We start from the raw sequence: 26,996 nt of genomic DNA on the forward strand, positions 1-26,996 counted from the left end.
GGATGCGAAAGGCGTGGTCATGCATGGTTGGGTGGGGATGATTGGCGAGAAGAAAGTCAAACCCAACGCTGGCCTGAAATTTAACTGGTTTGCAGAGAAATGCAAGAACATTTTCATTTTCTTTAAGGATCAGTGCTCTTTGTCCGGTTTTTTATCAAAACCGGTGCAAAAAAATGGTCTATCGCTTCATCATGAGAGGATGTGAAAAGTTCACCACATTCTAGCTTGCACGAAAAATTTTCACCTTATCCCGCTTGTGGAGTTCATTTGATAGTTTCAACCAACAACTTGGAAAGGAAGTTTCTTATTGATTGAACCGTCTGTTTATAAATCAATAAACTCAAGGTCAATGCTCACTGGGCTCATTACTGTCTGTTCAATCTGACAACTTTATCTGCCTGTTCACTTTGCAAACTTTGAGCCAGTGTGGGACAGCCAGAGAAAAACTCATGCAAAGCAAAAAGTGACAGATTTGCTCTCCAGTAATTTGCCAGAGTCTAAAGTAATTTGCCAGAGTCTAATAACCTGGCCGCTGCAGTGGTGCTCATGAGAGTCGAAAGAAAAATGCCCTCTGGCAAAAAATCTCTTGACAGAATGGTAAAATTTCTTACTTTCTACGAAACAAAAATTTCTTTATAAAATAAAAACGAAACGAAATTTTCCATGTCATTCATTGGCGCACAAGCCGGAGACCTGCGGGATTTGTTTCTGCATCTCGCCGGGATTCCCGGCGTCTCGCTCTCCGAGCGCCGGATTGCCGATGAAGTCACGGCTCTGCTGCAGGCTGCGGGCGTGCGTGTGCGCGAAGATGACGCCGGCGGACGTTTGCAAGGCAACGCCGGCAACCTCCTCTGTTTCCCCCCTGATTTCCACGAGAACTCCCCCACCCTGCTGTTGAGCGCGCATCTGGACACAGTGCAGTCGACCGCCGAATTGCAGCCGGTCGTTACAGCGCGAGAGATTCGCTCCCGTGGCGACAGCATTTTGGGCGCGGATAATCGCCTCGGCCTGGCGGTACTGGTTCATTTGCTGCGGACCACAGCCTCCGGCAATGTGCCCCACCAAAACTTCATGGTGGCTTTCACCGTCGCCGAAGAATTGGGCATGCTGGGCGCGGCGCAACTCGATCTCTCGCCCTACCACATCAGCGGCGGCTTCGTATTCGACTGCTCCAAGCGGCCGGGCATCTACATTCGTGAAGCGGCCGGATCAACGGTGTTCAAAATGACCTTTCTCGGCAAGGCGGCACATGCCGGCGTGGCACCGGAAGAAGGCATCAACGCGATTTCGCTGGCCTGCCGTGCGCTGGCGGGTGTAGCCAGTGGCCGCATCGAGGACGACCTGGTGCTCAATCTCGGCAGGATCAATGGCGGCTCAGCCACCAATGTCGTGCCCGATCGCGTCACGGTTGAGGGGGAAATACGCTCCTTTTCTGCCGAACGCCTGCGCCGGCACCTCGCCAGCCTGCGGCAAACCTGCGAACAGGCGCTGCCCCATCCCCAAGCCTTGCCTTTCGAAAGCCAGACGGATTTCGCCCCCTATGTTTTGACACCGGAGGCGCCTGTGGTGCAGCATCTGGAACGGGCCTTGAAGAAGGTACAACTTACCCCGCAGCCGATTCGTTACATGGGCGGCAGCGACGCCAACGTATGGAACGCCAAGGGCATTCCGGCTGTCAACCTCGGCATCGGCGCGCAAAAGCCGCACAGCTTCGAAGAATTCGTACTGCTGGAAGACTTGTTCAAAACCGCTGAAATTGCCTTCGCGCTGGTGACATGAAGCCCGACCGCGCCAACTTTTCCAGAGAGTCATGACCGGAAGCTGCGCGGCAGAAAGAGGTTTGGTGTTTGCCGGGCGACCATGAGAATCTTTTGAAAAACCGATTCACGTTTTTCCCCGGACTCATTCTGTTATTGCCTTGGGAGCGTTTCACCCGCATGGCTTGCCATTCTCAAAAGTCAGCGTCTTCGACAAAAAGCCGGCGCATGACCGCTGTGTCTCATCCTGACGAGGGAAGGCTCGGCTTATGAAGCACCGCCTGGGTGGCGGCGCGCTTGTCATCATGGTGTTGCTGAGCGCGTTTGATGCCGCCGGCCGGCCGAAGGGCCATCTGCTCATCATCGGCGGCGGCAAACGCGGGGCTGCGATCATGGAGAAGTTCGTGGAGCTGGCGGGCGGCGACCGGGCAAAGGTGGTGGTGTTTGCCATGGCCAGCAGCTATGCGCATGAGGTCGGTCCGGAGCAGGCCGAAGAGCTGCGCCGGCTCGGCTGTGGTGAAGTGAGCGCGCTGAATATCGACCGCCGTCAGGCAGATACCGACTCCGTCCTGGCGCTGTTGCAGGGCGTTACCGGCGTGTTTTTCTCCGGCGGCGATCAATCGCGCCTGACGGCGGTGCTGCAGGGAACGAAAGTCGAGGCCCGCCTGCATGAGCTTTATGCCGGGGGTGCAGTGCTCGGCGGCACGAGCGCCGGCGCCGCAGTGATGAGCGCGGTGATGATCACCGGCGAGGAACGCCGGCCGGTGGCAGATTCCACCTTCAATCAAATCGAGGCGGACAACATCGTGACGGCGCGCGGCTTCGGCTTCCTCAAAACCGCAATCGTGGATCAACATTTCGTGCGGCGCCGGCGCCACAACCGCCTGATCAGCCTGGTGCTGGAACAGCCACAGCTTGCCGGTCTCGGCATCGACGAGGGCACCGCGATCTGGGTGAAACCGGATCAAACCTTCGAAGTGATCGGCGATCATTGCGTCATCGTTTATGACGCGAGCAAGGCACGCTTGCAGCACGATCGTGCAAACCATGGCCTGCGCGCCAGCGGAGTGCAGATGCACGTGCTGCGCCACGGCGCGCAGTATGACTTGAAAGCCAAAAAAGTCCTGCACTTGATGCCGCGATGAAAGTGCTCCCCATTCCCCACACGCTGGTTTTGATCTTCAGCATCATCGTGCTGATGGGCGCCCTCACCTGGGTGGTGCCGGCGGGTGAATTTGCGCGCGCCGAAAAGCAGGGCCGCACCGTGGTCGTGCCCGGCACCTATCAGCGCACGACACCCCAGCAGCAAGACCTGGCGGACATGCTGGCCGCGCCCATTCGTGGCTTCGTGGAAGCGGCCAATATCATTGCCTTCATCTTCATCGCCGGTGGTGCATTCGGTGTGGTGGCCGCAACCGGCGCGATCAACAGCGCGATTGCGGCCAGCACCCGCGCGCTCGAACGCCGTCCCTCCCTGCGCCTGCTCATCATTCCCCTGCTGACCACCTTGTTCTCGCTGGCGGGCGCGACCTTTGGCATGAGTGAAGAAGTGCTGGTGTTCGTGCTCATCTTTATTCCCTTTGCGCTGGCGCTCGGCTATGATTCCCTCGTCGGCGTCGCGATTCCGTTCGTCGGTGCGGGAGCGGGCTTCGCTGCCGCCTTTCTCAATCCCTTTACGGTCGGGATCGCGCAGGGTATTGCAGAATTGCCGCTGTTCTCCGGTTGGCCGTTTCGCCTGGCGGTATGGGCGGTGGTCACGCTGCTGACCGTGATTTTCATCATGCATTACGCCGCCAAAGTCAAACGCGACCCGCGCACCAGTCCGGTGTATGAACTCGACCGCCGGCGCCGGCAGGAGCAGATGGGCGAAGCACCTGCGCCGCTGGGCGGGCGGCAGAAATCGGTGCTGGCGGTGTTTGTGCTCGCGCTGTTGGGCTTGATGCTGGGTGCGCTCGAGTTCAACTGGTACATCACCGAAATTGGCGCGCTGTTCCTCGCCATGGGGATACTCAGCGGGCTGGTGGCGGGCATGAGTTTGAATCAAACCGCGGAGGCGTTCATCGCCGGTGCCAGAGAGATGATGACTGCGGCGCTGGTGGTCGCGTTCTCGCGCGGCATTCTGGTGATTGCCACTGACGGCAAAATCATCGACACCATCCTCAATGCCCTGGCCGGCCTGACGGCGCCGTCGCATCCCGTGCTGGCGGGTTATCTCATGCTGGCGGTGCAGGCCGGCATCAATTTTTTCGTGCCCTCGGGCAGCGGCCAGGCCGCGCTCACCATGCCGATCATGGCGCCGCTCAGCGATCTGCTCGGTCTGACACGGCAGACCGCCGTGCTCATTTTTCAATTAGGCGACGGCTTTAACAATCTCATCATTCCCACTTCCGGCGTGACCATGGGGATGCTCGGCATCGCCAAAATTCCATTTGAAAAATGGGTGCGCTGGATTCTGCCGCTGGAGGGGCTGTTTTTCGCGGTGGGGATGATTTTTATCGCGCTGGCAGTGATGCTGCAGTGGGGGCCGCACTGAAAGCTGCGGAAGACGCCGGCGCGAGGTCTGAAACTGCGATCGTCACGAATCCATTCTTCTTTTTCACCCTCACTCGCACGGGAGGACGTATGAAAAAATCATCGCTACTGGTTTGCCTCGCTGCCTTTGTCGGGGTTGAATACGCCGGCGCCCAGCCCAGCGTCACCGGCGACAACGGTGTGCTTGGTTTCAATCTCAACAGTTATGGCCGCCTGCGCGTCAGCAAATCGCCCTACTCCAGCAGCGCGCGGGAAGTCGATCGCATGAGTTTCATTGCCGCCCTCGGCAAAGAGGACGTCTACGACTACAACGAAGATGGCGACAGCACCAGCGTGACCGCCGCCGGGATCACCCTCCCCGGGGTCGATGCCGCCTACCAGTGCATCACCGACAACGAATATTCCGGTGAGCCGCCGGACATTCGCGTGGTGCATACCGTGATGTCCTGGAGCAATACGCCCTATGTCTTTATTCGATTCCAGGCGGTGAACACCAGTGCCGGTCCACTCGATCTCCATTTGGGAGCCGCCGTCATTCCGCGACCATCCCTCACCTATGGCGGAGAGACCGTGGCCTACGACTCCACCAACCAGACGGCCTACTATTTCCGCACCGGCGAACAACCCTATTGGGGCACGCGGCTGCTCAACAAACCGGTGTATTCGGTGAAAATTCGGGATTGGGATGCTTACTCCCCCAATCCTGACTCGGATGAGGCAACAGATTCCACCCGCCATGCGATGACCGCGGCCAGTGGCTTCGACAACGCCCTGATTGCCGGGCCCAACGGCAGCATCTATCATCACAACGGCGGCCTGGTGACCCTCGCGCCGGGGGACACGGCGGAGCTGGTGTATGCGGTGGTGTATGGCAATTCTCTGGGCGAATTAAGAGAAGCCAGTGCCGCGGCGCAAACCCGCTATGAGGACATCTTCACTTCGGTCGCGGCCTCCTCTCCCGCTGTCCCTTCAGGCTTCTCCCTGCAGCAAAACTATCCCAACCCCTTCAACCCCGCGACGCAGATCCGCTTCCGTCTGGCCCGGCCTGCCAGCGTGCAGTTGACGGTCTATGACGCCGGCGGCCGTGAAGTCAGCCGCCTGCTCGACGGCTTCAAACCTGCGGGCGAGCACGTGATCACCTTCACTGCCCGTGGTTTGAGCAGCGGGGTTTATTTCTACAAGCTGCACACGGAGAAATTCACCGCCATCCGCAAGATGCTGTTGCTGCGATAACTGAGGAGGCAACCACCCGACCGCGGAGCGCAGCGCCAGCCGGCGTTGTGCTCCGCCCCGGGAAGGCTTTGGTCAAACCACATGCCCAGTCGCAAGCCCCAAAATGCGCCGGTGCTCACGCAAAAAATTCTGGCGCTTTACCAGCGCCTGCCGGCGAATCAAAGAAAAGTCGCCGACTATTTTTTGCAGCAGCCCAATGATTTTTCCTTTCTCACCACCGACGCCATGGCCGAGGCCCTGCACGTGAGCAAGGCCACCATTGTGCGTTTTGCGCAAAAGCTCGGTTATGACGGCTTCCCGGCGCTGCGCAACGAGGTGCTGCAGACGCTGCAGGCCAATCTGGCGCCTGCCGACCGCTTCATGCTCGCCTTCGCAAAGCATTCGCCGGAGGAAGCGCTCACCCTGGTGGCCGGGCACGAGGTGCAGAACATCAATCAGACGCTTTTGCATCTCGACCGCCAGGTGTTTCACGAGGTGGTGCAGATGCTGCGGGGCGCGGCGCGCGTCTACACCATGGGGCTGGGCATTTCCAAGCTGCTGGCACAGCTTCTGGCTTATGAATTGCATCAAGTTGCCATCGATGCCCGGCCGCTGGCCAGCGGCACCATGCGCTTTGTCGAACAGTTGGTGCTGGCGAAAAAGGAGGATGTGGTGGTGGCGTTCTCCTTCCCGCCCTATTCCCGGGAGACGGTGGCTGCCGCGACATACGCCGCCGAGAAAGGCCTCGCGCTGGTGGCCATCACCGACAAGCCGGCGGCGCCGGTCACTTTTCATGCCACGCGTGTGCTGGCGGTGCGCACCAAAAACATGCTTTACACCAATTCGATTTCGGCGATCTCCGTGGTGATCAACGCCCTGGTCACCGAGATCGCGCTGCACAACAAGCAGGAGGTCAGCAGAGTCTTCCAGGAATCATCACGCATCATGCAGCAGACGCAGGAATTCCTGGACGACTAGCCGGGCAAAAGCGAATCCCCGCATCATCAGTACCTGCATTTTGCATGCTGGCTTGCTGCTGCCCGGGAGTAACAGCTTGTTCACACCTGTTTTTTTGAGGTGATAAAATCCAAAGCCGGGGCACGCAAGGACGCGCAGCCGCCGAGGCTTCGCCAAGAGTAGTTGTTCCGCCACGGTTTGACCGTGGCATTGTCCTGCGATCCTGCGGAGGCGCCTGGCAGAAATGCCACGGCCGGGCCGTGACCGATCAAAAAGAGAACGGAACTGTCACCGCAAGATTTTTGAACCACGATGCACGAGGGCAAACTTCATGGCCGCGGTGATCTTTGCGGTGAGGAGACTGGTGTTTGGCAATTTCAGCAGAAAAACTCTTTGCGGCTTTGCATGGGTTTTGTTTTCGTTTTTTTATCGCTTCGCAAAAGTTGGCAGCATTGGGCTAGAAGCCTGCCCGCCGGTATCGGCATGGCATGCCTGAGTGATTGGTGGAGCAGGGGCAAACCACAATGCAGGGTGACGACATGATCAAAAGAATCCTGAGCACGGGCCTGCTGGTGTGGCTCGCCTTCGCCCCGGCGCAGGCCGGCACCACCGGCAAAATCGCCGGGCGGGTGGTCGACAAGACCAGCAAAGCGCCGCTGCCCGGCGCCAGCGTCCAATTGGAGGGCACGACCCTGGGCGCGGCCGCCGATCACAACGGCGCGTTCGTCATTTTGAACATTCCGCCGGGCACCTACAGCGCGCGCGTCAATTTCATCGGCTATGACCCGGTGACGATCGCCAACGTCCGGGTGGCAATCAACCAAACCACGACACTCCACGTGGAACTGAACGAAAGCCTGCTGGAGGGCGAGGAGGTCGTGGTGGTGGCGGAGCGGCCGCTGGTGCGTCAGGATGCCACCGGCACGGTGGCCATCGTCGGCCGCGATGACATTCAGGCGCTGCCGGTGCGCGATTTCGTGGAGGTACTGCAGCTTCGTGCCGGGGTGGTGGGCGAGGGCAACAACATCAACATTCGCGGCGGCCGCAGCAATGAAGTGGCCTACCTCGTCGATGGCGTGTACATCGAAGATCCGCTCTTCGGCGGCCTGGGCACGCGCGTGCACAACGATGCCATCGAGCAGCTTGAGTTTCTCTCCGGCACGTTCAGCGCGGAATTCGGCGACGCGCTGAGCGGCGTGGTCAACATCGTCACCCGCGAGGGCGGCGGGCAATTCACCGCCAAGCTCGACGGCCGCACCAGCGAGTTTGCCGCGCCCTATTCGCACTACGATGAAAACCGCGTCATCATCTCGCTGGGCGGGCCGCTGCCCCTGCTGCCCAATCTCACTTTCTTCGTTAGCGGGGAAAGCGACCGGCGCGGCAGTTGGCTGCCGTTCGGCTATAATCGTGAGTTTTCCACGCTCGGCAAGCTGTCGCAAAAATTTTCCAGCGCGTTGAAAGCCACTCTGAGCTACCGTCTGACGCGCGGCGGCCGCCAGAGCTACAGTCACGCCTGGAAATACATTCCTGAACAATACGCCCACTCGCGCACGCACAGCGATCACGCCGTGCTCACCCTCAAACACGTGCTCAGCAACAAGGCCTTCTACGACCTGAAGCTCTCCTCTTTCCGGCAAAGTTACCGCCTGGGCGTGATGGATGCGAACGACAACTTCCTGCCGCCTTCGCAATATCTCGCCACCGGTGATCGCGTCTACCTCCCAACGGCCGGCAATGGCTTCGAATTCTATGCGCGCGCCCATCCGCTGGACTACCTCGACAGCCACACCAAAACCCTCAATGCCCGAGCCGATTGGGTGTGGCAGGCGCATCCCTCACATGAGTTGAAGGCCGGGCTGGAGCTGAAGCGCCACGATCTGCGGCTGTACAGCATCTACGACCCCAGGCGCAATTTCCCCTACATCAACGATTACACGCGCAAGCCGGTGGAGGCCGCGGCCTACGTGCAGGACAAGATGGAGTTTGCCTCGTTGATCCTGAATGCCGGCCTGCGCCTGGATTTCGCCGATCAGCGCGCCCCCTTTCGCGCCAACCCGCTCGACCCGCAGGCGGTGGTGGCCGCTTCGAAGAAATGGCAGATCAGTCCGCGCCTGGGCATCGCCCACCCCATCACCGAGCGCACCAACTTTCATTTTTCCTACGGCCATTTCTTCCAGAACCCCGAGTATCAATTTCTCTACGAAAACAGCCAGTACGATTTGAATGTGCGCGAGCCGCTCTTCGGCCAGCCCGACCTCGAGGCGCAGAAAACCGTGGCCTATGAAGTCGGGGTGGCGCACCAGTTGACCCCGACGCTGGCCGCCAGCCTGACCGCCTACTACAAAGATGTGACCGGCTTGATTGGCACGCATTACTATTTCCCCTATTTCGATGGCCGCTTCGTGGGCTACACCCTGTACGTCAATGAGGATTATGCCAACATCAAGGGCTTTGAAGTCGACGTGACCTTGCGCCGCACGAAAAACTTTGCCGGCGGCCTGACCTACACCTACTCGGTGGCCAAAGGCAGCGCCTCCTCGGAAACCGAGCAATACCCCGGCACGCAGGAGTCGACGCTGCTCTACTATCTCGATTTCGACAAGACGCACGTCATCAATCTCAACACCAGCCTGAGTTTCAAAGAGAAGGAGGGGCCGCGGCTGTTCGGCATGCAGCCGCTGGCGCGCACCTACTGGAACGTCGTGCTGCGCACCAGCAGCGGCTATCCCTACACACCCGGCGGCCGTGACGCCGGCTTCGTGATCCGCAACTCCGAGCGCATGCCGTGGACACTCTCGCTGGATGCGGAAGTCGGCAAAGACTGGCGGCTGGGCGGCTTCGTGCTGACGGTTTTTGCCGAAGCGCTCAATCTCACCAACTACAAAAACGTGTTGTCCGTGTATTCCGACACCGGCCTGCCGGATGTGACACGGGTGGGCAACAACTCGCCGGAGTACATTCGCGATCCTTCCAATTTCGGCCCGCCGCGCCGCGTGCGGCTGGGCTTGCGGTTGCAGAGGTGATTTCGCCGGATGGAGGTCGAACGATGTTGTGCCAAACCAGCATGACCCGCGTGAAAAAATTGCTGCTGCTGTGCGCACTGCTGCCCGCCGCCCTGCCGGCCCAGCGAACCCAGGCGGGGCGCGAGCGCGATGGGGAGAATTTTTTCCTGCACCCGCCGGCGGCGACCGCCGGTATTCGTGATCGTGCCGGCGGCACGCACAACAAGAGCAACATCGGCTTGTTTTTCGAAAACCGTGGCAAGCTCTATCCGCGGCGCCTGAGTCAGGGCCCGTCGGGAGAGTATCCCATCGGCAGCGGCCGGCATTACATCTACCGCATCAACCCCTGGGTGGGCGTGCCCAACAATGTGGTGCAGGGCCGTTTCACCACCAATGAAGAATGGGAGGCGGTGGGTGGCTATCACAACCCGGCGCTGGCGCAGATCGCCTTCAGCGACCGGCCGGAAACCTGGCCGGCCACCGGCTGGCCGGTGAAGGATGCCCGGGGCAACCCCATCATCCGCTCGGATCAGGACAGCTACTGCGTTTACAGCGATTCCAACAACACCAGCAAAACCGGCATTCTGGGGTTGGAGGTGCATCAAACCGGGTATGCCTACGGTGTGAAATTCGCCGCTGACATGATCTTCTTCAAATTCGACATTATCAACAAGGGCAAGCGCCGTCTCGACAGTCTCTATTTTGCGATGTACATGGACATCGATGCCGGCAACGTCTCCGGCGGCGATCCCGAATGGGCGGACGAGAAGATCGGCTTCGATCGCGAACTGCAGCTTCTGTACGATTACGATGCCGACAACTACACCAGCGAATGGCCGGGCAACATTCCCGGCGAGATGGGCGTGGCGTTTTTGCGCACGCCCGCGGTCAACGGCCGGCAGTTGGGCATCACCGACATGCACTGGTTCCTCTACGACGACCTGAATGTCACCGACATCGACTCGGTGCAATACGGGCTGATGTCGAGTGCCGCCAGTCTCTACCATTCGCCTTTGGGACCGAAATTTCTGCATCCCGGCGCCAATGCCCCGAATCTCCATTTCGATGATCTCAGCACGCAGGATCCCGGCGGCAACGACACTGATGCCATCGCGGCCTCCGGACCCTACACCCTGGCGGTGGGAGACACGCTGACGTTCATCACCGCCATCGTAGCCGGGCCGGATCGCCAGCAACTGTTCGCCAACACCCGCACCGCGCACAACATTGTGGCGCTGAATTTCGAGGTGGCACGGCCGCCGGATCCGCCCAAGCTGAGTGCCGTGCCGGGCAACCGCCGCGTCACGCTCTATTGGGATGACCGCTCCGAACGCAGCCGTGACAAGTTTTCGAATGCCTTCGATTTCGAGGGCTATCGTCTCTACAAGAGCCTGGACAAGGGCATCACCTGGGATCAAATTGATCGCAACGTCTTTCCCCACGCCGGCCCGGATCCCGTGCCGCTGGCACAGTTCGATGTCCTCAACGGTCTCGGCGCCGACACCGGTTTGCAATACAGTTTCGTCGATACCAACGTGGTGAACGGTTTTGAATATTGGTACTCGCTCACCGCATACGATCGTGGCAGCGAGGCCGTCGAGAGCCTGGAGTCCAGCCGCGGCGCCACTTTGGATGAGCCCAACATCGTGGCGGTGGTGCCGCGCCAGGATGCCATCGGTCGTATGCCGCCGCGGGTGACCGACCTGCGGCAGATCGGCAGCGGCAGCTCGAATTACCAGTTCCTCATCAGCGCCACGGATCAAGCTGGCGCAGCCGGCCAGACTTTTGTCGTGGAGTTCCTGCCCGCAATCGCGCGGGTGACCGGCAATCTCTCCGCCAGAGTCGAGGCGACCATCGCCGACCTGGAGGCGACCGTGCCGCGGAGCTATGCGCTGCGTTTCCTTTCCGCGACCGCTTTCCATCTCCTGGATGTCGCCTCCGGTGACACACTGTTGCGCAACCAGAGTTACGTTTCGGGCACCGCCTTCACCTTCGAGGGTCTGCAGATCACCATCACCAATCCCGCCCCCACCGAGCCGCTCGACTTTTTTCCCGAGGCCGGCGATGAAGTGGTGATCGCGCCCGGGGTGCAAGTCAGCAGCGGAGGCGCGGTGGTGCTGCCGGTGCGGCCCCTGGCGCTGGGCAAACCCTATGCGACCAGCAACGGCCTGATCTTCACAATCGTGCCGCCGGCGACCGCTCCTCAGCCGCTCACTTACAAGGATCGCTTTCAGTTCTCCACCACACCGCCGCGTGTCGATGCCAGCGCGGTGAAAAGCGAGTTGGGACGGGTGCGCGTCGTGCCCAATCCCTACTTGGTGGCCTCCAGTTTCGAAGAGGAATTCGGGCAACTGCGGCGCGAGCCGCTGCGTGTGCTGCGCTTCGTCAATTTGCCGCCGGTGTGCACGATTCATGTGTTCACGCTCGACGGCGATTTGATCAAGACCATCGAGCATAATGACGGCACCGGCGTCGCCACCTGGGATATGCGTTCGGCCTCCGGCCGCGAGATCGCCACCGGTGTCTATCTTTATCTCGTGAAAACCGACAACGCGGAGAAACTCGACCGCTTCGCGGTGGTGAAGTGAGGTCTTACCCTTACTCTTACTCTTACTCTTAAAAAAAGTAAGAGTAAGAGTAGGAGTGGGAGTAGGAAAAGCTGAACTGGAACCACGCAATTAAGCATGGGGGTCAGGCATGGAATACCTCTTTGATCACGAGAAGCTCAAGGCATACCAGGAGGCGATTCAATTTGTGGCATGGCTGGCACCGCGTCTCGAGCATTTGAAAAAATGCCGGGTCATGCACGATCAACTCGAACGCGCCAGCACTTCGATTGTCCTCAACCTGGCAGAGGGCAATGCCAGGTTTTCGATGAAGGAACGCGCGCGCTATTTGGAAATCGCCAGTGGCTCGACAATGGAATGCGCCGCGGCACTCGATGTCCTTTGCGCACAAGGGTACTTGACACAGCCAGACACCACTGCAGGCAAACGCATATTGAAACGCGTCGCCGGCCTTATTATTGGCCTGCGCACCAATGCTCAGAATCGAATCGCCGAGGTGGGCGTGATGTATGGAGGGGAGGAGCTGGAGTAAGAGTAAGAGTAAGAGTAAGAGTAAGAGTAAGAGCAGGAGGAGGAGGAGGAGGACAACGAGCAGGGAGACCGAAACCCCGAGGTTGATATGAAAAAGCATCTACTTTCGCTGCTGGGATGGTGTGTCGCATTTGCGGTGCAGGCGCAGAACGCCAATCTTGGCACGGCAGGCGCGCAATTTCTGCAAATTCCAGTGGGCGCGCGGGCAACGGGCATGGCCGGCGCATATGTCGCGAGCGCAGCCAATGCCGCCGCGCTGTTTTGGAATCCCGCCGGCATTGCCCGCCTTGAACGGCAATCGGTTTACTTCGCGCACACGCCCTGGCGCGCCACCATGCAATTGAATTCCGCGGCCTATGCCCTGCGCCTCGGCGAGCTCGGCAGTCTCGGCGTGGCGGTGACGGTGCTGTCGATGGACCGCATGGAAGTCACCACCGAGTATGCCCAGGACGGCACCGGCGAATTCTTCGAGGCCCAGGATGTGATGATCGGCCTGAGCTATGCCCGCGCGCTCAGCGACCGCTTTAGCACCGGCATCACCGCGAAATATATCCAGCAAAAAATCTGGAACGAGTCGGCCTCCGGCATCGCCTTCGACGTCGGCACGCAGTACCGTCTATGGTTCAAAGAAGCGGTGATCGGCATGAGCCTGACCAACTTTGGCAGCGACCTGCACATGGCCGGCCGGGATCTGTCGTATAAATTCGACACCGACCCGAACGCGCCGCGCAACCGCCTGGCGCCCGCCACGCTCGAAACCGAAGCCTATCCCCTGCCGCTGCACTTTCAAGTCGGCCTGGCGCTCGAACTGCTGCGCTCCCGCATCTTCGCGTGGCGGCTGGCCTCCGATGTCACCCATCCCAATGACAACAGCGAGCGCGTGAACTTCGGCACCGAGCTGGGCGTGTTCGACCGGCTGTTCCTGCGCGGCGGCTATCGCTTCAACTACGATGACGAAGATCTCTGCTTCGGCCTGGGCCTGTCGTGGCCGATGGCCAACAGCCATCTCGCCGTCGATTATGCCTACACCCGCCACGACCTGCTGCCCGACGTGCACCGCTTTGCCGTGGGGCTGGAGTTCTGAGGCTTTGCATGACGGCACTCAATGCGCATTCTGCCCGGCTATGCTTGGGTGCGTAACCCGCGAAACATGCGAGATACACCAAATAGTTCTTCGTGTGTTTCGTGGTAGAATTCCAAATGTGCTCATCACCAATTCCGGGACTCGTGGCCGGTGCCCTGAAAGATTTGGTGTCTGTCCGAGAATGCCGGCATCACGAAAGCGGCGCAGGGATGCTAATCCATGCTAAAATCAGTTTGGCAAACCGGCCGGTGGTTGCTGCTTGCTCAACTCCTGCTGCTGCGCAACCTGTTGGCGCAGGGCAGTGTGCTGCTGGTGGGCGGCGGCTCCGAGAACTACAACGACTGGTCGGATGCACCCTATCGCTGGCTGGTGCAACACGCGCCCAATCGCGAAATTTTGATTCTGCATTATGACAGCCCATCCTCCTTCCTGCCGAACTACTTCAAATCTTTGGGTGCCGCCAATGCGGCCAATTTGGTGATCAACAGCCGCAGCAGCGCAAATGACTCGGCCAACTATCGCGCCATTTTGCGGGCCGGTGGATTGTTTCTGCGCGGCGGGGACCAATGGCAGTATGTCTCGTTGTGGCAGGGCACGCTCGCCAGCCAGGCGATTCAGCAGGTGTTTCAAGCCGGCGGCGCGATCGGCGGTACCAGCGCCGGCGCGATGGTATTGAGCGAAATCGTCTTCGACGCGCGCACGACTTCGGTCGATCCGCGCCAGGCGCTGCGCAATCCCCTGCGCGCCGGCATCACCTTCACGGCCGGCTTTCTCGCATTGGTGCCGCATGCGCTGATCGACACCCACTTCTACGAACGCGGCCGTCTCGGCCGGCTGGCGGCGATGCTGGCCGTCTATCAGGCACAACACGGCCGCTGGCTCACCGGCATCGGTGTCGATGACCGCACCGCGCTCGCGATTGCGCCGGATGGCAGCGCCGAAGTTTTTGGATCCGGGGCCGTGACGCTGCTGCGCGCCGGTGAGCGCACCACAGCCACCGTGCAAGTGAATCAGCCACTGGCGCTCTCCGAGCTGGAATTGCAGCAATTCACCGCGGGCTTTCGCTTCGAACTGGCATCCGGAGACCTTCGCAACCGGCCGGAAGCCGCGATGAATTTTTCCGCGGTTCCTTTTCAAGCGAGCGGCACCGGCATTTGGCTGGAAGGCAGTGATCAGCCAGGCGACTGGTTCGCCGCCGGCGGCAGCTTTGCGGGTTTTCTTGCCGGTTTCACGGCCGGCCGGGACACACTCGGCATCATTGCCTCACCGGCGGCGGGCGCGAGTGCCCAGGCGCTTGCGCAACAGCTCGCACAGCGTGGGTTTTCCTCCCACCTGCTGTCGCTGGATTCCAGCACCCGCAATGACCAGCCTACTGCCACGCGGGTGCAACGGAGTGCCGGTCTCATCTTCGCCGGCAATTTTCCGGACAGTGTTGCGCCTCATCTCGCGCCGGCCACCGCCACCGGACAGGCGTTCGCCGCAGCGAGGCAGGCGGGACATGCGATGTTGTTTCTCGGCAATGATGCCAAACTCGCGGGCAGCACCGGCATCGGGCAAACGGAAGTTTCGACCACGGCGGCTTATCGCGGCCGCCTCACGCTTTTCACGGGATTGAGTTTGCTCGGCAGCATGATCGTCATGCCGCGCGCCTGGCAGGCGGAGGATTATCATGAAAACCGGCTGAGCGGCTTGCTGTGGGGCATGGCGCAAACGCAGGCAGCCTTGGGCGTGTTGCTGGATGCCGGCAGCCATCTGAGTTGCAGCAACGGCGTGGCACGTTTTGCCGGCTCCACCCCCACGCTGGTGATCGACAGCCGGCCGGCGCAATGGCGGGACTTTTCACCGTACCGCGCGTCGAACAGCGCGGGGCCGCGGCAATCAGCGGCGATCGATCGCGCCCGTCTGCACATTTTGCCCAACGGCAGCCGATTCGATTTCAACAACGGTGCTGTCGTGCAGGTCGAGAGCAGGCACGCCGTTGCAAACCCACCGCGGCTTTTTCAGCTCGAACAGAACCATCCCAACCCTTTCAATCCCCGCACGAGCATTCGCTATCACCTGAGCGAGCCGGCGACCGTTACTCTGCGGGTTTTCGATCTCGCGGGCCGGGAGGTCGCAACCCTGGTGCAGGCGCCGCAGGCAGCCGGATGGCATGCCGTAACCTTCGAGGGTTCGGCACTTGCGGGCGGCCTCTACCTGTATCGTCTGGAAGTCCGCGGCCGGATGGCTTCACGAAAAATGTTGCTCATCCGCTGAGTGGATCGGCGAGCGCCAGGCATTCGGCGCAGCGCAACGGCCGGCAGTAGAGCTTCTGCAAATGCAACAAGCCCTGCTGTGTTCTGGCGGAGGCTGCGAGCGCGCGCCTCAGCGCAGGCATCGCGCTGAGTTGCTGTTGCATGGCGAGCGTGAGGCGGTTTTCCTGCAGCCGGGGCAGTTGGCTGTAAATCTCCAGGACTTGATTTTGACGGGTGGCGTTGCCGGCTTCGCGATAGTAGAGCCAGAGCGCCGGCAGCAGGAGATTGACAAGGATGTCGCGGCTACGGTCGCGGCCGATCAAATCGCCTGTGTGGGCCGCAGGCGTGGTGTCACGATCGCGAAAACTGTAGTGCTGTTGCCAGAAGCCGCGCGCCGGACAAACCAGAAAGCGCACGAGTTCCTTTGCCTTGGCGGCAGGCCGGCTGCCGGAGGCCTCCAGCAGGCCGGCGAGATGCTCCACGATGCCGTGACGATAAAACTTCAGGAGCATCGCGCACAAACCGGCGAGGCGGCGGGTGGGAAAATTCTGCGGCCGCAGTTGAAAGTAACGCCAGCCCGCGGCAGGCAGCGGCCGAATTTGCAGGCTGTGGCGCAACTGCTCCCAAATTTCGCGGCGCGTTTCGCGATAAGTGGTGACGGCGGCATCTTCCGCCTCCTCCTGTGCCGCCGGCCGGGCCAGCAGACCGGCGGCGCCGAAGATCAGGGCCTCCACCAAAACCGCCGGCGGATGGGCGCGACTGGCGCGCAGTTCCGCGAAGATCAGATCGATCGGCAGCAAATCCGCCAGACGGCGGAACGGCTCCTGATTTTTATCATAGCCCAGCGCTTCTGCCAGGCCGCGATAAATCGCCTGATCCCACGAACGCTCTCTGAGCTGTTCGGCAAAAGCCAGGGCCCTGGCCTCAAAACGCAGACTGCCGGCGTGGCGCACGGTGGCGAGAATTTTTTCGGGGGTGGTGCGGCGGAGCGGGCAATCCAACAAAGTTGCCGGGGGCGGCGCGGGGGCGGAGAACACGGCGGCCGGCAACAGAAGCTGTGGCACGGGCAGGCCGTTTTCCCGCATGATGATCGGCGCCGCGGCGTTCTCCTCCGCGAGCGCGACATGCAGGATGACGTTGTTGTAGGCGGAATCCTGATGGTGGCCGTGGTTGGTCCAATCGCGGGCATCGAGATGGAGCTCGACATCGCCCTGCAGCAGGCGGCCGGCAAGGCGCAGGGTGGCCTGTAAAAAATCCGGGCCGGCATCGCGATTGTACCGGCCCGGGGTCACCACTTCGATCCCCTCGCCTGCGGTCGTCTTCAGCCATTCTGCTGGAATACGCTGGCGCTGCCACAGCGCATGCAGCGCGGCTTCAGAGAATGCTGCCGGGGCAGCCATGGCACCCCTCCCGGAACGGGCGTTTGACGGCGTGATCACAGGGCGCGTGCCCGGCCTCACCAGGCGTAGCGCCAGCCGCGAATTTTCTGCGGCGGTTTGATCACGTGCATGCGTTTGAGTTTGGCAACCTGTTCGATGCGGCGTTCCGCCAGCCGGTCGGAGGCGACGTTGGTGGGCACGTGTTCGCGCCTGGCAATGGCGAAAATCTGACGCAGGATGTGGTAAATGCCCTCCGCGTCTTTGAGCGCCTTCTCGCGGTTATAGCCCTCGATCTCATTGGCGACATTGATCAGGCCGCCGGCGTTGATGACATAATCGGGGGCGTAGAGAATGTTCTTCTCCATCAAGATCTTGCCGTGGCGCTTTTCGTCTTCGAGCTGATTGTTGGCGCCGCCGGCAATTAGGCGGAATTTGAAGCGCGGGATGGTCTGATCGTTGATGATCGCGCCGAGGGCACAGGGCGCAAAGATTTCGGCGTCCGTGTCATAGATTTTATCCGCCTCCACGGCGGTGGCGCCGAAGTCGTTGACGGCACGCTGGACGCGCTCCGGCTTGATGTCCGAGATGAAAACTTTGGCGCCCTCCTTGGTGAGAAAATCCGCGAGGAAATAACCGACATGACCGGCGCCCTGAATCGCGACCTTGCGGCCGCACAGCGAGGGCGTGCCGAACACTTCCTCAGCGGCCGCCTTCATGCCGTGGTACACGCCGCGCGCGGTTACCGGCGAGGGATCCCCGCTGCCGCCCAATGCTTCGGAAATCCCCGTCACCCATTGCGTTTCCATCCGCACCCATTCCATGTCATGCACATCGGTGCCGACGTCCTCGGCGGTAATGTAGCGGCCGGCCAGCCCCTCGACGAAACGGCCAAAAGCGCGAAACAGCATCTCATGTTTGTCGGTGGAGGGGTCGCCGATGATCACCGCCTTGCCACCACCCAGGTTCAAACCTGCCGCCGCGGCCTTGTAAGTCATGCCGCGTGCCAGACGCAACACATCCTGCAATGCCTCTTCCTCGGTTTGGTAGGGCCACATGCGTGTACCGCCCAGTGAAGGTCCAAGTGTGGTGTCATGAATGGCAATGATGGCCCGCAAACCCGTGTCACGATCGTGACAAAAGACAACCTCTTCATGGTTGTAGCTGCTCATACTTTCAAATAATCGCATATTCATCCACCCTTCAAGAATGTGACCTTCCTGCTGCCATTTGCCAAAGTGTAAAAAATCTTTGCCCAAAGGTCAAGCAGGGTTTGTCTGCAGCCTCAGGCTGCAGTGGTGCTGGTTCAGGCCTGCAATCTGAATTGCGGAGTGCACCGCTTCCGCCTGGCACCCCGGCTCGGCCTGCGAATAAATTCCCAGACTTAAAGCTGAAAGCGCCTGCCGGCGGCTGCCCGTCAATCGCGTGACAAGCCAGCCCTTGCCGGCTCGCGCTTCGCACCTGCGATTTCCCTCACAGGCGGCAAGGACAACCCGACCCCTGCAAAATTCAGGGATGCACACATACGCGAAAATTTTTTTGAACCGCCAAGCGCGCCAGGCACACCAAGAGAATGGCAGGGCTGGCTTCACGCGTTGGGGTCGGCCTGCCAACCGCATTCTGTTTGAAAACTGCGCGCGGTTTACGAGTGGAGGGCGAAGTATCGCCACCGACTCCGTGTGACAGCCGGCAGATTGCTGCCGGCTGCCGCATGGACAGGCTCGTCGAAGGTTGTATCAACAACTGCTGCCCACACACGAGGCCCAACGACCGACCTGCTTGCAATGATGCGACTGCCGCCCGGGGTTCTCATTTAACTGGAACGTCAAACCAATGAAAGAAGGCATACGGCGAATGAGGAATCATCGCCACGCATGATTGCACGGAAAAGCATGAAGAACACAAAGAAATCCTCCGCATGCTTTCGGCTTCGCGGTTGACAGATTTGGTTGCGGCCTGACTGCCGCGCTACGCGATCACAGCGCAAACCTGCTGCCTAAAGGCACGCCTGTGCCACCCACCTGACACCACAGCAGGGCTACCGGCGGGGTGCACCGGCAGCTATATTGCCCTTGTTGCACCAGAGACCGCGCTGTGCTATTTTACCGCCAGCGGGAGGGTTTCCGTCGACCCCTGCCGTCTGGTACCTGAATCTTGCATCTTCTTTTTGCCAGCTTTGGCCTGAAAAAAAATTCCCAGACTCAAAGCTGAAACCGCCTGCCGGCGGCTGCCCGCCAGTTGATTGACAAGCCAGCCTTTAGCCGGCTCGCGCTTTGCACCTGGGATTTCCATCGCAGGCGGCAAGGGCAACACGACCTATGCAAAGTTCAGGTGGGAACAATTCATTTCATGAGCTCTGCAACGGCCTGGCCTTTGCTTGTGACTTCACGCAGGGCGATAGCCAACCACGGCCGGGCCATGGCCGCGCCTTTCTGCGGCATAGCACCAAACGCGATCTGTTCAAATTGAATTCCGTAAACTCTCACGGCCGCGGGAGCCGACACGCATGAACTCTTTGCCGGAATTCGTCGCGGTGCTCGACAACATTCGCAGCCTGCACAACGTCGGCGCCATTTTTCGCACCGCCGACGGCGCCGGTGTGCAGAAACTCTATCTCTGCGGCATGACCGCCACGCCGCCGCGTGCCGAAATTCGCAAAGCGGCATTGGGGGCGGAGGAATACGTGGCGTGGGAATACTTCCCCACCACTGCGGCGGCGCTGGCTGCGTTGAAAAGCGAGGGCTACTTGCTGTTGGCGCTGGAAAACACGCCCGCCAGCACTGACTATCGCGCCGCCCGCCTGCGTGCCCCGCTGGCATTGATCGTCGGTCATGAATTCGACGGCATCCGCCCCGAAATTCTGGCACAGTGCGACGGTGTCATCTCGCTGCCGATGCGCGGCCGAAAAAATTCGCTCAACGTGGCCGTGGCCTTCGGCATCGCGGCCTATGAAATCGCCAACCGGCTGTGGCCTGAAGTGAAGTGACGGCGCAGCAGCTTGCCGGCTCTTGCAACGTCCCCGAGTGCAAAGAAAAACCTGTATGCGGAGGCATGGTCGCGACTCTCCCTTCGAGGCGGCTTGCGCTGGAAGAATGGCTTGACATTCAGACCAAAAAACTTATTTTGCAAAAGCCTGTAGCGCGGGGCTTGCTGCCGCAACAGACCGGCAGGCTGGATCGCGCGATAAGCCTGGGGTATATATTTCACCTCGAGGAAACTGTCACTGCCGCAGGGATTTAGGAGAGAGCAAAGATTTTCGCGGAATAACGCTGCTGCGGGAAAAAATCGGCGTCAAACCGCCGTGCTCTGCCTTCCCCCTAATTTTGGTTGTGACACGAATGACATGTTACAGTATTGCTCTTGAAAAACCATCACGACCGCGGAGATTTGACAGCGCCGGCACCCTGCCAGCTTTGGCTAGCAGACAAAAGGTCTGTGCTGCGCATGCGCCAGGCATGGATTCCCCCGGTAATGCAAGGAAGGACAAGTTATGGACAAGTTGACGATCGATGACATTGATCTGAGAGAAAAGCGGGTTTTGGTGCGGGTGGATTTCAATGTGCCCCTGGAAAAAGGCGTGGTTACCGACGACACCCGCATTCGCGCCTCCCTCCCCACCATTCAGAAGTTGTTGCAGGCCAACGCCAAAGTGCTTTTGATGTCGCATCTCGGCCGGCCCAAGGGCGGGCCGGACCCGAAATACTCCCTCATGCCCGCGGCCAACCGCCTCACCCAGCTTCTCGGCAGAAATGTGGAAATGGCGCCGGATTGTGTCGGCCCGGAGGTGGAGCGAATGGTGGCGGCGATGAAGCCGGGCGACCTCCTGATGCTCGAAAACGTGCGCTTCCACCCCGAAGAGGAAAAAAACGATCCCGCCTTTGCCAAACAACTCGCGGCGCTCGCGGAGGTCTATGTCAATGATGCCTTCGGCTCCGCCCACCGCGCACATGCCTCCACCGAAGGCGTGGCCAAGATCCTCAAGAACGCGGCCGTCGCCGGATACCTGATGAAAGCCGAAATCAGCGCGTTGGGCAAAATGCTGGGCGATCCCCCCAGGCCCTATGTCGCGATTTTGGGTGGCGCCAAAGTTTCGGACAAAATCGACGTCATTCACACCCTCATCACCAAAGTCTCGCATCTGCTCATTGGCGGGGGCATGGCCTATACCTTTCTCAAAGCGCAGGGCCACGAAATCGGCAATTCCTTGCTGGAGGAAGACAAGCTGGCGGTGGCCAAAAACGTGCTGCGGGTGGCGGAATATTACAATCCACGCAAGCCGCTGCGCCTGGAACTGCCCGACGACCACATCATCGCCAGCAGTCTGGAAGGCGACGATGCGACGCCGCTGGCCACTGTCGATATCCCCGCCGGCAAACTGGCAGGTGACATCGGGCCCAAAACGCTGGAGCGCTACCGCACGTTGATTTTGCAGGCAAAGACCATTCTCTGGAACGGCCCGATGGGCGTGTTCGAAAAAGCCGCGTTCGCGGCCGGCACCATGGGCATTGCCCGGGCGGTGGCGGAGGCCACCAGCAAAGGTGCGTTCAGCGTGGTCGGCGGTGGCGACTCGGTGGCGGCGCTGGCGCAATCCGGTTTGACCGACAAAATTTCCCACGTTTCCACCGGGGGCGGCGCCTCCCTGGAATTTCTCGGCGGCAAGGACCTGCCCGGCGTGGTGGCATTGACCAAGGCACCGGCCAAGTGATTGCCGCACGCGGCAGGCAATGTGGTTTGCAAGCACCGCGGTAACAACTGCACAGCTCTCTCCCCAACCGGGTTCTTCAGGATTGCCGGAGATTCTCGCAGCGCGTTCCATACGAGCAAAAAATAGAAATCACCTGACCGCCTCCTTCCCGCCGGCCGCACCCTCGCCCCGGAAGAGTCGATCAGTTTCAGTCACCGGCCCGGCAGGCGCAACTCGTGCGTTTGCTGGTATATTTTCCGCTGCAAACCGTCGGGCTGAATGCGCTGCAATCAGCGGAACCGTGAAAAACAGAGTACTCACTGCAACAAAGTATCATGGCACCACATTCCGACATTTTGATGTGGGGGCTCTTTGGCGTGGCAATCACCGTCATGCTGCTCATCGATCTCGGCATCGTCAATCGCAAATCCCATGCGCCTTCGATGAAGGAGGCGACGATCTGGTCGGTGATCTGGATTGCGTCGGCGCTGTTGTTCAATCTCGGCATCTTTTTGCTGCACGGGCCCGGGCCGGCAGCGGAGTTTCTCGCCGGCTATCTGGTGGAGAAATCGCTCAGCACCGACAACATTTTCGTGTTCATCATGATCTTTGCCTATTTCAACGTCAGGCCGGAACACCAGCCGCGGATTTTGAAATGGGGCATTTTGGGGGCGATCGTGATGCGCGGGCTGTTCATTGCCACCGGCACGGCCTTGCTGCACCAGTTTCACTGGATGATGTACGTCTTCGGCGGCCTGCTGCTCTACACCGTCGTCAAAATGATCTTTCTCGACGGGGAAACCTTCGACCCCGGCAACAGCCGGCTCATCCGGCTGTTGCGGCGCTTCCTGCCGGTCACAGCCAGCTACACCGGCGACCGCTTTTTTGTGCGGGAAAAGGGCGTGCTGCACGCCACCCCCATGCTGCTGGTTGTGCTGGTGATCGAAAGCTCGGACGTGATCTTTGCGCTGGATTCGATTCCGGCGATTTTCGCGATCACCACCGACCCCTTCCTGGTGTTCTCCTCCAACATTTTCGCGATCATGGGCCTGCGTGCGCTGTACTTCGTGCTCGCCGGCATGGCCCGGCATTTTGAATATCTCAAACCCGGCATCATTTTCATCCTGCTGTTCGTCGCCGTGAAAATGCTGCTCGCCGACGTGGTGAAGGTGCCGGAGTGGGTTTCGCTCAGTGTCATCGGCCTGACGCTCGCCCTTGCGATCGCGGCTTCCCTGTGGCGCCGCCGCCCCACCGTCACCAGCCAGGCCAGCGCGGAGATCACCACCGCACAAAACACCGCCCTCCTCAACGGCAGGTGCCAACTGCCGGGGTCCGCGCCACCAGCCGGACTCGAACAGCAACTGCCGGATGAGGCGCTCATCAACCCGGCCTCCACTCCGCCCACGCTTTGATGCCACCGTTGCCTCTTCCCTGGAAATTTTTTGGATCATCCGAATTTTGCGTACATTTTGCGGCAACAAGATGAAAAGAATCGCAAAATCAGTTCCGTGCCTTCTCTGCTGAGAGCCACTTGCCCTAACGTGATAGCGAACGGCCCAACCCCGCCCGGGGTGAAATGTTTAGAGTAATTGTCAACACCTCCGCCTTCAAACTCCCTTAAGAGTGACATGTAACGGCGTTTGCCTTCAATGCAAGAGGAGATCAATGAGGAGGCACGATACACATGTCACCCCGCTGGGGTTTCATTTCGGCGAACGGCACTTGGCGATAAACCTCTCACTCCTATCGGAGTTCATCAGATGCAAAGAACAGCCATGTGGCCATGTACGCTTGCGTCGGATAATCTAATTTTTTAGCTTGCCGGCGTGCCTTGCTTCTCACCAGATCGTATGCCGACTTTTTAAAAACTGCCGCCCGGCCGGACATTCGGTAGTCATCAAAATGAGGTTTTGAAACCGGGATTTTGTCGTGGAACCCTCGGGCACCGCGCCTGAAGGCCCTGCTGCAAAAGTCGTTTTCATGAGCAACCGCAACCCCATATTGGGGGGACACAGATCAGCGCTGATTGACGCTGATTATTGGCCAAAACCACCGGCTTTGCAACGATTATTCCTGCAGCGGCCGGGCTGTGGCTTCAAACAACCCGGATCTTTCCCGGGCCTTGCTTTTTGGAAACTCCGCCTCAGCCGGAGCAGGAACGCTTCGGACTGACGCTTGCTCTTCGTACCTGCGTGTATCTGCGGGAAACAGGGTCCTGAAAAATTTTCAGATTATCGCCATGAGCCTGCTGCAGGACTTTTTCACTTATATCTGCCAAACTTCACCCGCACCGCTGGCTCTGGAGATCGAGCGGGCGCATGGCATCTACCTCTTCACCCCCGAGGGCCGGCGCTACATCGATTTCATCTCCGGTATCGGCGTGGCCAACATTGGTCACGGCCATCCCAAAGTGCAGGCGGCCATCGCCGCACAAATGCAAAAGCACCTGCATGTGATGGTGTATGGCGAATACGTGCAGGCGGCACAAGTCAATTATGCCAGGCGCCTTGCCGGTCTGGCACCGGTAAGCGAGGGCACGGTTTTCTTCTGCAACAGCGGCGCCGAAGCCATCGAAGGCGCACTCAAAACCGCGCGCAAATTCACCGGCCGCAAAAAATACCTCGCCTTCACCGGCGGCTATCATGGTGATACCTATGGCGCGTTGTCAGCCATGGCAAGCCCGTACTATCGCCGTCCGTTCGAGCCGTTGCTGCGCGATTTCGAATTTCTCCCTTTCAACGATCTCTCCGCCCTCGACCGCATCGATCACGACACGGCCGCGGTGCTGTTCGAGCCGGTGCAGGGCGAGGCCGGGGTGCGCATTCCCGCGCCCGATTTCCTGCCCCGCCTGCGGCAGCGCTGCACCGAAACCGGTGCCCTGCTGATTGCCGATGAGGTGATGACCGGTTTTGGCCGCACCGGCAAACTCTTCGCCTGCGAACATTGGGATGTGCGCCCCGACCTGCTCTGTCTCGCCAAGGCTTTGGGCGGCGGCCTGCCGCTTGGTGCTTTCATCGGCCGCCGCGAAATCATGCACACCCTCTCGCATGATCCGCCGCTGGCACATGTCACCACCTTCGGCGGGCATCCGTTGAGTTGCGCCGCCGGCCTGGCCGCCCTGGAAGTCCTGCTTGCTGAAAACATGGTCGCCAACAGCGCGCAGATTGGCACCCGCTGCCTGCAGGAGCTGCGGACCGGATTGCGGCAGGCCGATTTTATCGCCGACATTCGCGGCTTGGGCAGTTTTTTCGCCATCGAATTTCGCACGGCCGCATATGCCCAACGGTTCGTGGCCGAGTGCCGCGCCCGTGGACTGATCATAGGTTGGACGCTGCATCACTCCTCAATCGTGCGTGCCGCACCGCCGCTCTGCATGACTGCTGATGAGCTTGCCGAGTGCCTGGAAATCCTGCTGCAAGCTGCAGCCTGCTGCGATGAGCAAAAATAGAAATTCAAAAACCTTTCACCCGCGCTCATCACCCCGCATGAACGGTTTTGATGGTGTCCGTCGGAGATCACTGACTTTGTAATGACCATTCTGCAACAGCCTGGCCGTTGCTTCAAATACCCCGGATTTTTCACGGGCCTCGCTTTTAGGGCACCCCGGGGCAGTCAGAGTGGGAATGTTTCCAAGAAAGACCTGGCTCCCGAAGTCCTTGACCTTTCACCGAGTGCTCTTGCAGTGGCCAGGCCATCGCAAGGGCAGTTTCTCAGAGAGTGCCAGCGATCTCGGACAGACACAAAACTGGCGGGGGAATTCGGTTTTTGGCCAGCCGGAAAGAGACGACAGGGGGGATTCAAAATGTGAGTAGAATGTGGATAACTTTCAAGCGGTGTGATTTCCTGAAATCAGCATCGCTTTTGTTGCGAAAAGTTAATTGTGCTGTTCTTTTCGTGAAAACCATCTGATCAACACCAGCAGCATGATGCAAGTCATTTTTTAATTATATTTTAACAGGTTTATTTTCTTAAAATCAATAGGTTGTAGCAATAGATTTGCATTACATCTATTCGTTGTGGTTGCATAAAAACGACACACAACCCAATGTATCCTGAGTCCAAATTTTCTGCTTTTCGTTTTCCGCAAACGACAGGAGCACGCTTTCCGCAAAAAATCTCCTTCCCGGCGAGTGTGGATAACTTGTGTGCAAAACCTCCGGCTGTGGCAGATCGTGGCCAGTGACCGCCACACGAGGGGTAAAGGACTGAGGAAGGCATCCCACGCCCCCGCCTTCATCTCGAAACATCACAACCAAAGTGCGGAATCCTTCAGCACCGTCTGGAGCAACGCCGGCATCCCTGCCTGCAGACAAAATGTCCGGGCTGCGTCCCCACACGCAACTGAGGCATTCCAAAGTGCTTTTTCATGAACAGCCCAGTCGTATTCGGTTTTGTGGCAATGTGCACGGCGGTTGCCTGATTTTTGGGAGGACAACAAGTTGTTGTCCTCTGTTGAACTTTCGCTTGCCCGAAACCTTCCATTTTGGCTATATTGCCCGGCCGCTCAAACGGCAACGGAACATTTAACATTAGATTCTTGTTTACTTAACTGCATCTGAGCGCGGCGATACCCAGGGTCCGCAAGGCTGTCGCGCTTGAACCGGTCCGCTGCCGCAAGAACATGAGTGAAGTTCGACTTGAGCGCGGCGAGTTTTCGAATTTCGCAAAATCCGCTGCCCAAGGCGGACTTCGCCCTTTCAATTTACGAAGGGGAGAAGTCACCGCAGCGTTTTCTGCCGCGGCTTGCAAATCCCCAATTCGCAGTCACGCGGGCGGGTGCCATGACCGGATGCGACAGCGGCACAGCCTGTGTCGCGAACCGGCGCAACGAACAAAAGCTCCCCCACTGGCATGCTGAATCCAGTACGCGCGAAGTTTCCCGCCAGAACGTTTTTGCGACTGCTGTACATTGCCATCAGTTTGTTCGGCATTGGCTATGAATTGATGAAAGTCGAACCGGTGCGCTGGCCGCTCGTTGCCGGTTATGTTGGAATCATCGCAGTCACCGCGTTACTTCTGCGCCAACGGCGTAATGAAGCATGATTCTGAGTCACAGCCTG

The 26,996-nt window shown here is 59.6% G+C and carries 18 protein-coding genes; 16 read left to right on the top strand and 2 right to left on the bottom strand.

Translation table 11 applies throughout. The annotated features are described in order from the left end of the window. Nucleotides 1-663: 663 nt before the first annotated feature. The 11 genes from ONB52_14810 (at nucleotide 664) to ONB52_14860 (ending at nucleotide 15,898) form a co-directional block, all read left to right on the top strand. A complete protein-coding gene (locus tag ONB52_14810) occupies nucleotides 664-1,779 on the top strand; it encodes a M20/M25/M40 family metallo-hydrolase (GenBank protein MDZ7417407.1) in 1,116 nt (371 codons plus the stop codon). A 247-nt stretch (nucleotides 1,780-2,026) separates the two neighbouring features. Continuing rightward, entirely contained in the window at nucleotides 2,027-2,902 is an 876-nt protein-coding gene (locus ONB52_14815; protein MDZ7417408.1) for a cyanophycinase, read from the top strand. Beyond that, entirely contained in the window at nucleotides 2,899-4,290 is a 1,392-nt protein-coding gene (locus tag ONB52_14820) for a TIGR00366 family protein (GenBank protein MDZ7417409.1), read from the top strand. Before ONB52_14815 ends, ONB52_14820 begins: the two co-directional genes overlap by 4 nt. 89 nt (nucleotides 4,291-4,379) lie before the next feature. After that, entirely contained in the window at nucleotides 4,380-5,522 is a 1,143-nt protein-coding gene (locus ONB52_14825; protein MDZ7417410.1) for a T9SS type A sorting domain-containing protein, read from the top strand. A gap of 81 nt (nucleotides 5,523-5,603) precedes the next feature. Then, complete coding sequence (locus ONB52_14830; GenBank protein ID MDZ7417411.1) at nucleotides 5,604-6,479, top strand: MurR/RpiR family transcriptional regulator; 876 nt, start codon at nucleotides 5,604-5,606, stop codon at nucleotides 6,477-6,479. Nucleotides 6,480-6,789: 310 nt separating this feature from the next. Then, the gene (locus ONB52_14835; GenBank protein MDZ7417412.1) at nucleotides 6,790-6,954 is read left to right on the top strand and encodes a hypothetical protein; all 165 of its coding nucleotides are present in this window, start codon (nucleotides 6,790-6,792) and stop codon (nucleotides 6,952-6,954) included. 43 nt (nucleotides 6,955-6,997) lie between these two features. Continuing rightward, nucleotides 6,998-9,481: a TonB-dependent receptor gene (locus ONB52_14840; protein MDZ7417413.1), complete on the top strand. Its 2,484-nt coding sequence runs from the start codon at nucleotides 6,998-7,000 to the stop codon at nucleotides 9,479-9,481. A 23-nt stretch (nucleotides 9,482-9,504) separates the two neighbouring features. Continuing rightward, nucleotides 9,505-12,048, top strand: coding sequence for a hypothetical protein (locus ONB52_14845; GenBank protein MDZ7417414.1), 2,544 nt, complete (start codon nucleotides 9,505-9,507; stop codon nucleotides 12,046-12,048). A gap of 109 nt (nucleotides 12,049-12,157) precedes the next feature. Next, the gene (locus tag ONB52_14850; protein MDZ7417415.1) at nucleotides 12,158-12,559 is read left to right on the top strand and encodes a four helix bundle protein; all 402 of its coding nucleotides are present in this window, start codon (nucleotides 12,158-12,160) and stop codon (nucleotides 12,557-12,559) included. 87 nt (nucleotides 12,560-12,646) lie between these two features. Continuing rightward, on the top strand, nucleotides 12,647-13,642 hold the full coding sequence (locus ONB52_14855; GenBank protein ID MDZ7417416.1) for a PorV/PorQ family protein: 996 nt from the start codon (nucleotides 12,647-12,649) through the stop codon (nucleotides 13,640-13,642). Between the two features lie 219 nt (nucleotides 13,643-13,861). Beyond that, nucleotides 13,862-15,898: a Type 1 glutamine amidotransferase-like domain-containing protein gene (locus tag ONB52_14860; protein ID MDZ7417417.1), complete on the top strand. Its 2,037-nt coding sequence runs from the start codon at nucleotides 13,862-13,864 to the stop codon at nucleotides 15,896-15,898. On the opposite strand, the gene ONB52_14865 is transcribed toward ONB52_14860, so the two are convergent. Together ONB52_14865 and ONB52_14870 are read right to left on the bottom strand one after the other, a co-directional pair. Beyond that, the gene (locus tag ONB52_14865) at nucleotides 15,888-17,276 is read right to left on the bottom strand and encodes a DUF2851 family protein (protein ID MDZ7417418.1); all 1,389 of its coding nucleotides are present in this window, start codon (nucleotides 17,274-17,276) and stop codon (nucleotides 15,888-15,890) included. The genes ONB52_14860 and ONB52_14865 overlap by 11 nt on opposite strands. A gap of 56 nt (nucleotides 17,277-17,332) precedes the next feature. Beyond that, nucleotides 17,333-18,442, bottom strand: a complete 1,110-nt coding sequence (locus ONB52_14870) for a leucine dehydrogenase (protein ID MDZ7417419.1) — start codon at nucleotides 18,440-18,442, stop codon at nucleotides 17,333-17,335. A 1,316-nt stretch (nucleotides 18,443-19,758) separates the two neighbouring features. Here ONB52_14870 and ONB52_14875 point away from each other — a divergent pair. From ONB52_14875 to ONB52_14895, 5 genes are all read left to right on the top strand, one after another. After that, nucleotides 19,759-20,238, top strand: a complete 480-nt coding sequence (locus tag ONB52_14875; protein MDZ7417420.1) for an RNA methyltransferase — start codon at nucleotides 19,759-19,761, stop codon at nucleotides 20,236-20,238. Between the two features lie 504 nt (nucleotides 20,239-20,742). Then, nucleotides 20,743-21,957 carry a phosphoglycerate kinase gene (locus ONB52_14880; protein MDZ7417421.1) on the top strand — a complete coding sequence of 405 codons (1,215 nt, stop codon included), beginning with the start codon at nucleotides 20,743-20,745 and terminating at the stop codon, nucleotides 21,955-21,957. A gap of 314 nt (nucleotides 21,958-22,271) precedes the next feature. Next, nucleotides 22,272-23,348, top strand: coding sequence for a TerC family protein (locus ONB52_14885; protein ID MDZ7417422.1), 1,077 nt, complete (start codon nucleotides 22,272-22,274; stop codon nucleotides 23,346-23,348). An 827-nt stretch (nucleotides 23,349-24,175) separates the two neighbouring features. Beyond that, nucleotides 24,176-25,384, top strand: a complete 1,209-nt coding sequence (locus ONB52_14890) for an aspartate aminotransferase family protein (GenBank protein MDZ7417423.1) — start codon at nucleotides 24,176-24,178, stop codon at nucleotides 25,382-25,384. A gap of 1,403 nt (nucleotides 25,385-26,787) precedes the next feature. Next, nucleotides 26,788-26,979: a hypothetical protein gene (locus ONB52_14895; GenBank protein ID MDZ7417424.1), complete on the top strand. Its 192-nt coding sequence runs from the start codon at nucleotides 26,788-26,790 to the stop codon at nucleotides 26,977-26,979. Nucleotides 26,980-26,996 lie beyond the last annotated feature (17 nt).

Source organism: candidate division KSB1 bacterium, from assembly GCA_034506255.1.
In the GTDB taxonomy this organism is placed as follows: Bacteria; Zhuqueibacterota; Zhuqueibacteria; order Zhuqueibacterales; family Zhuqueibacteraceae; genus Coneutiohabitans; species Coneutiohabitans thermophilus.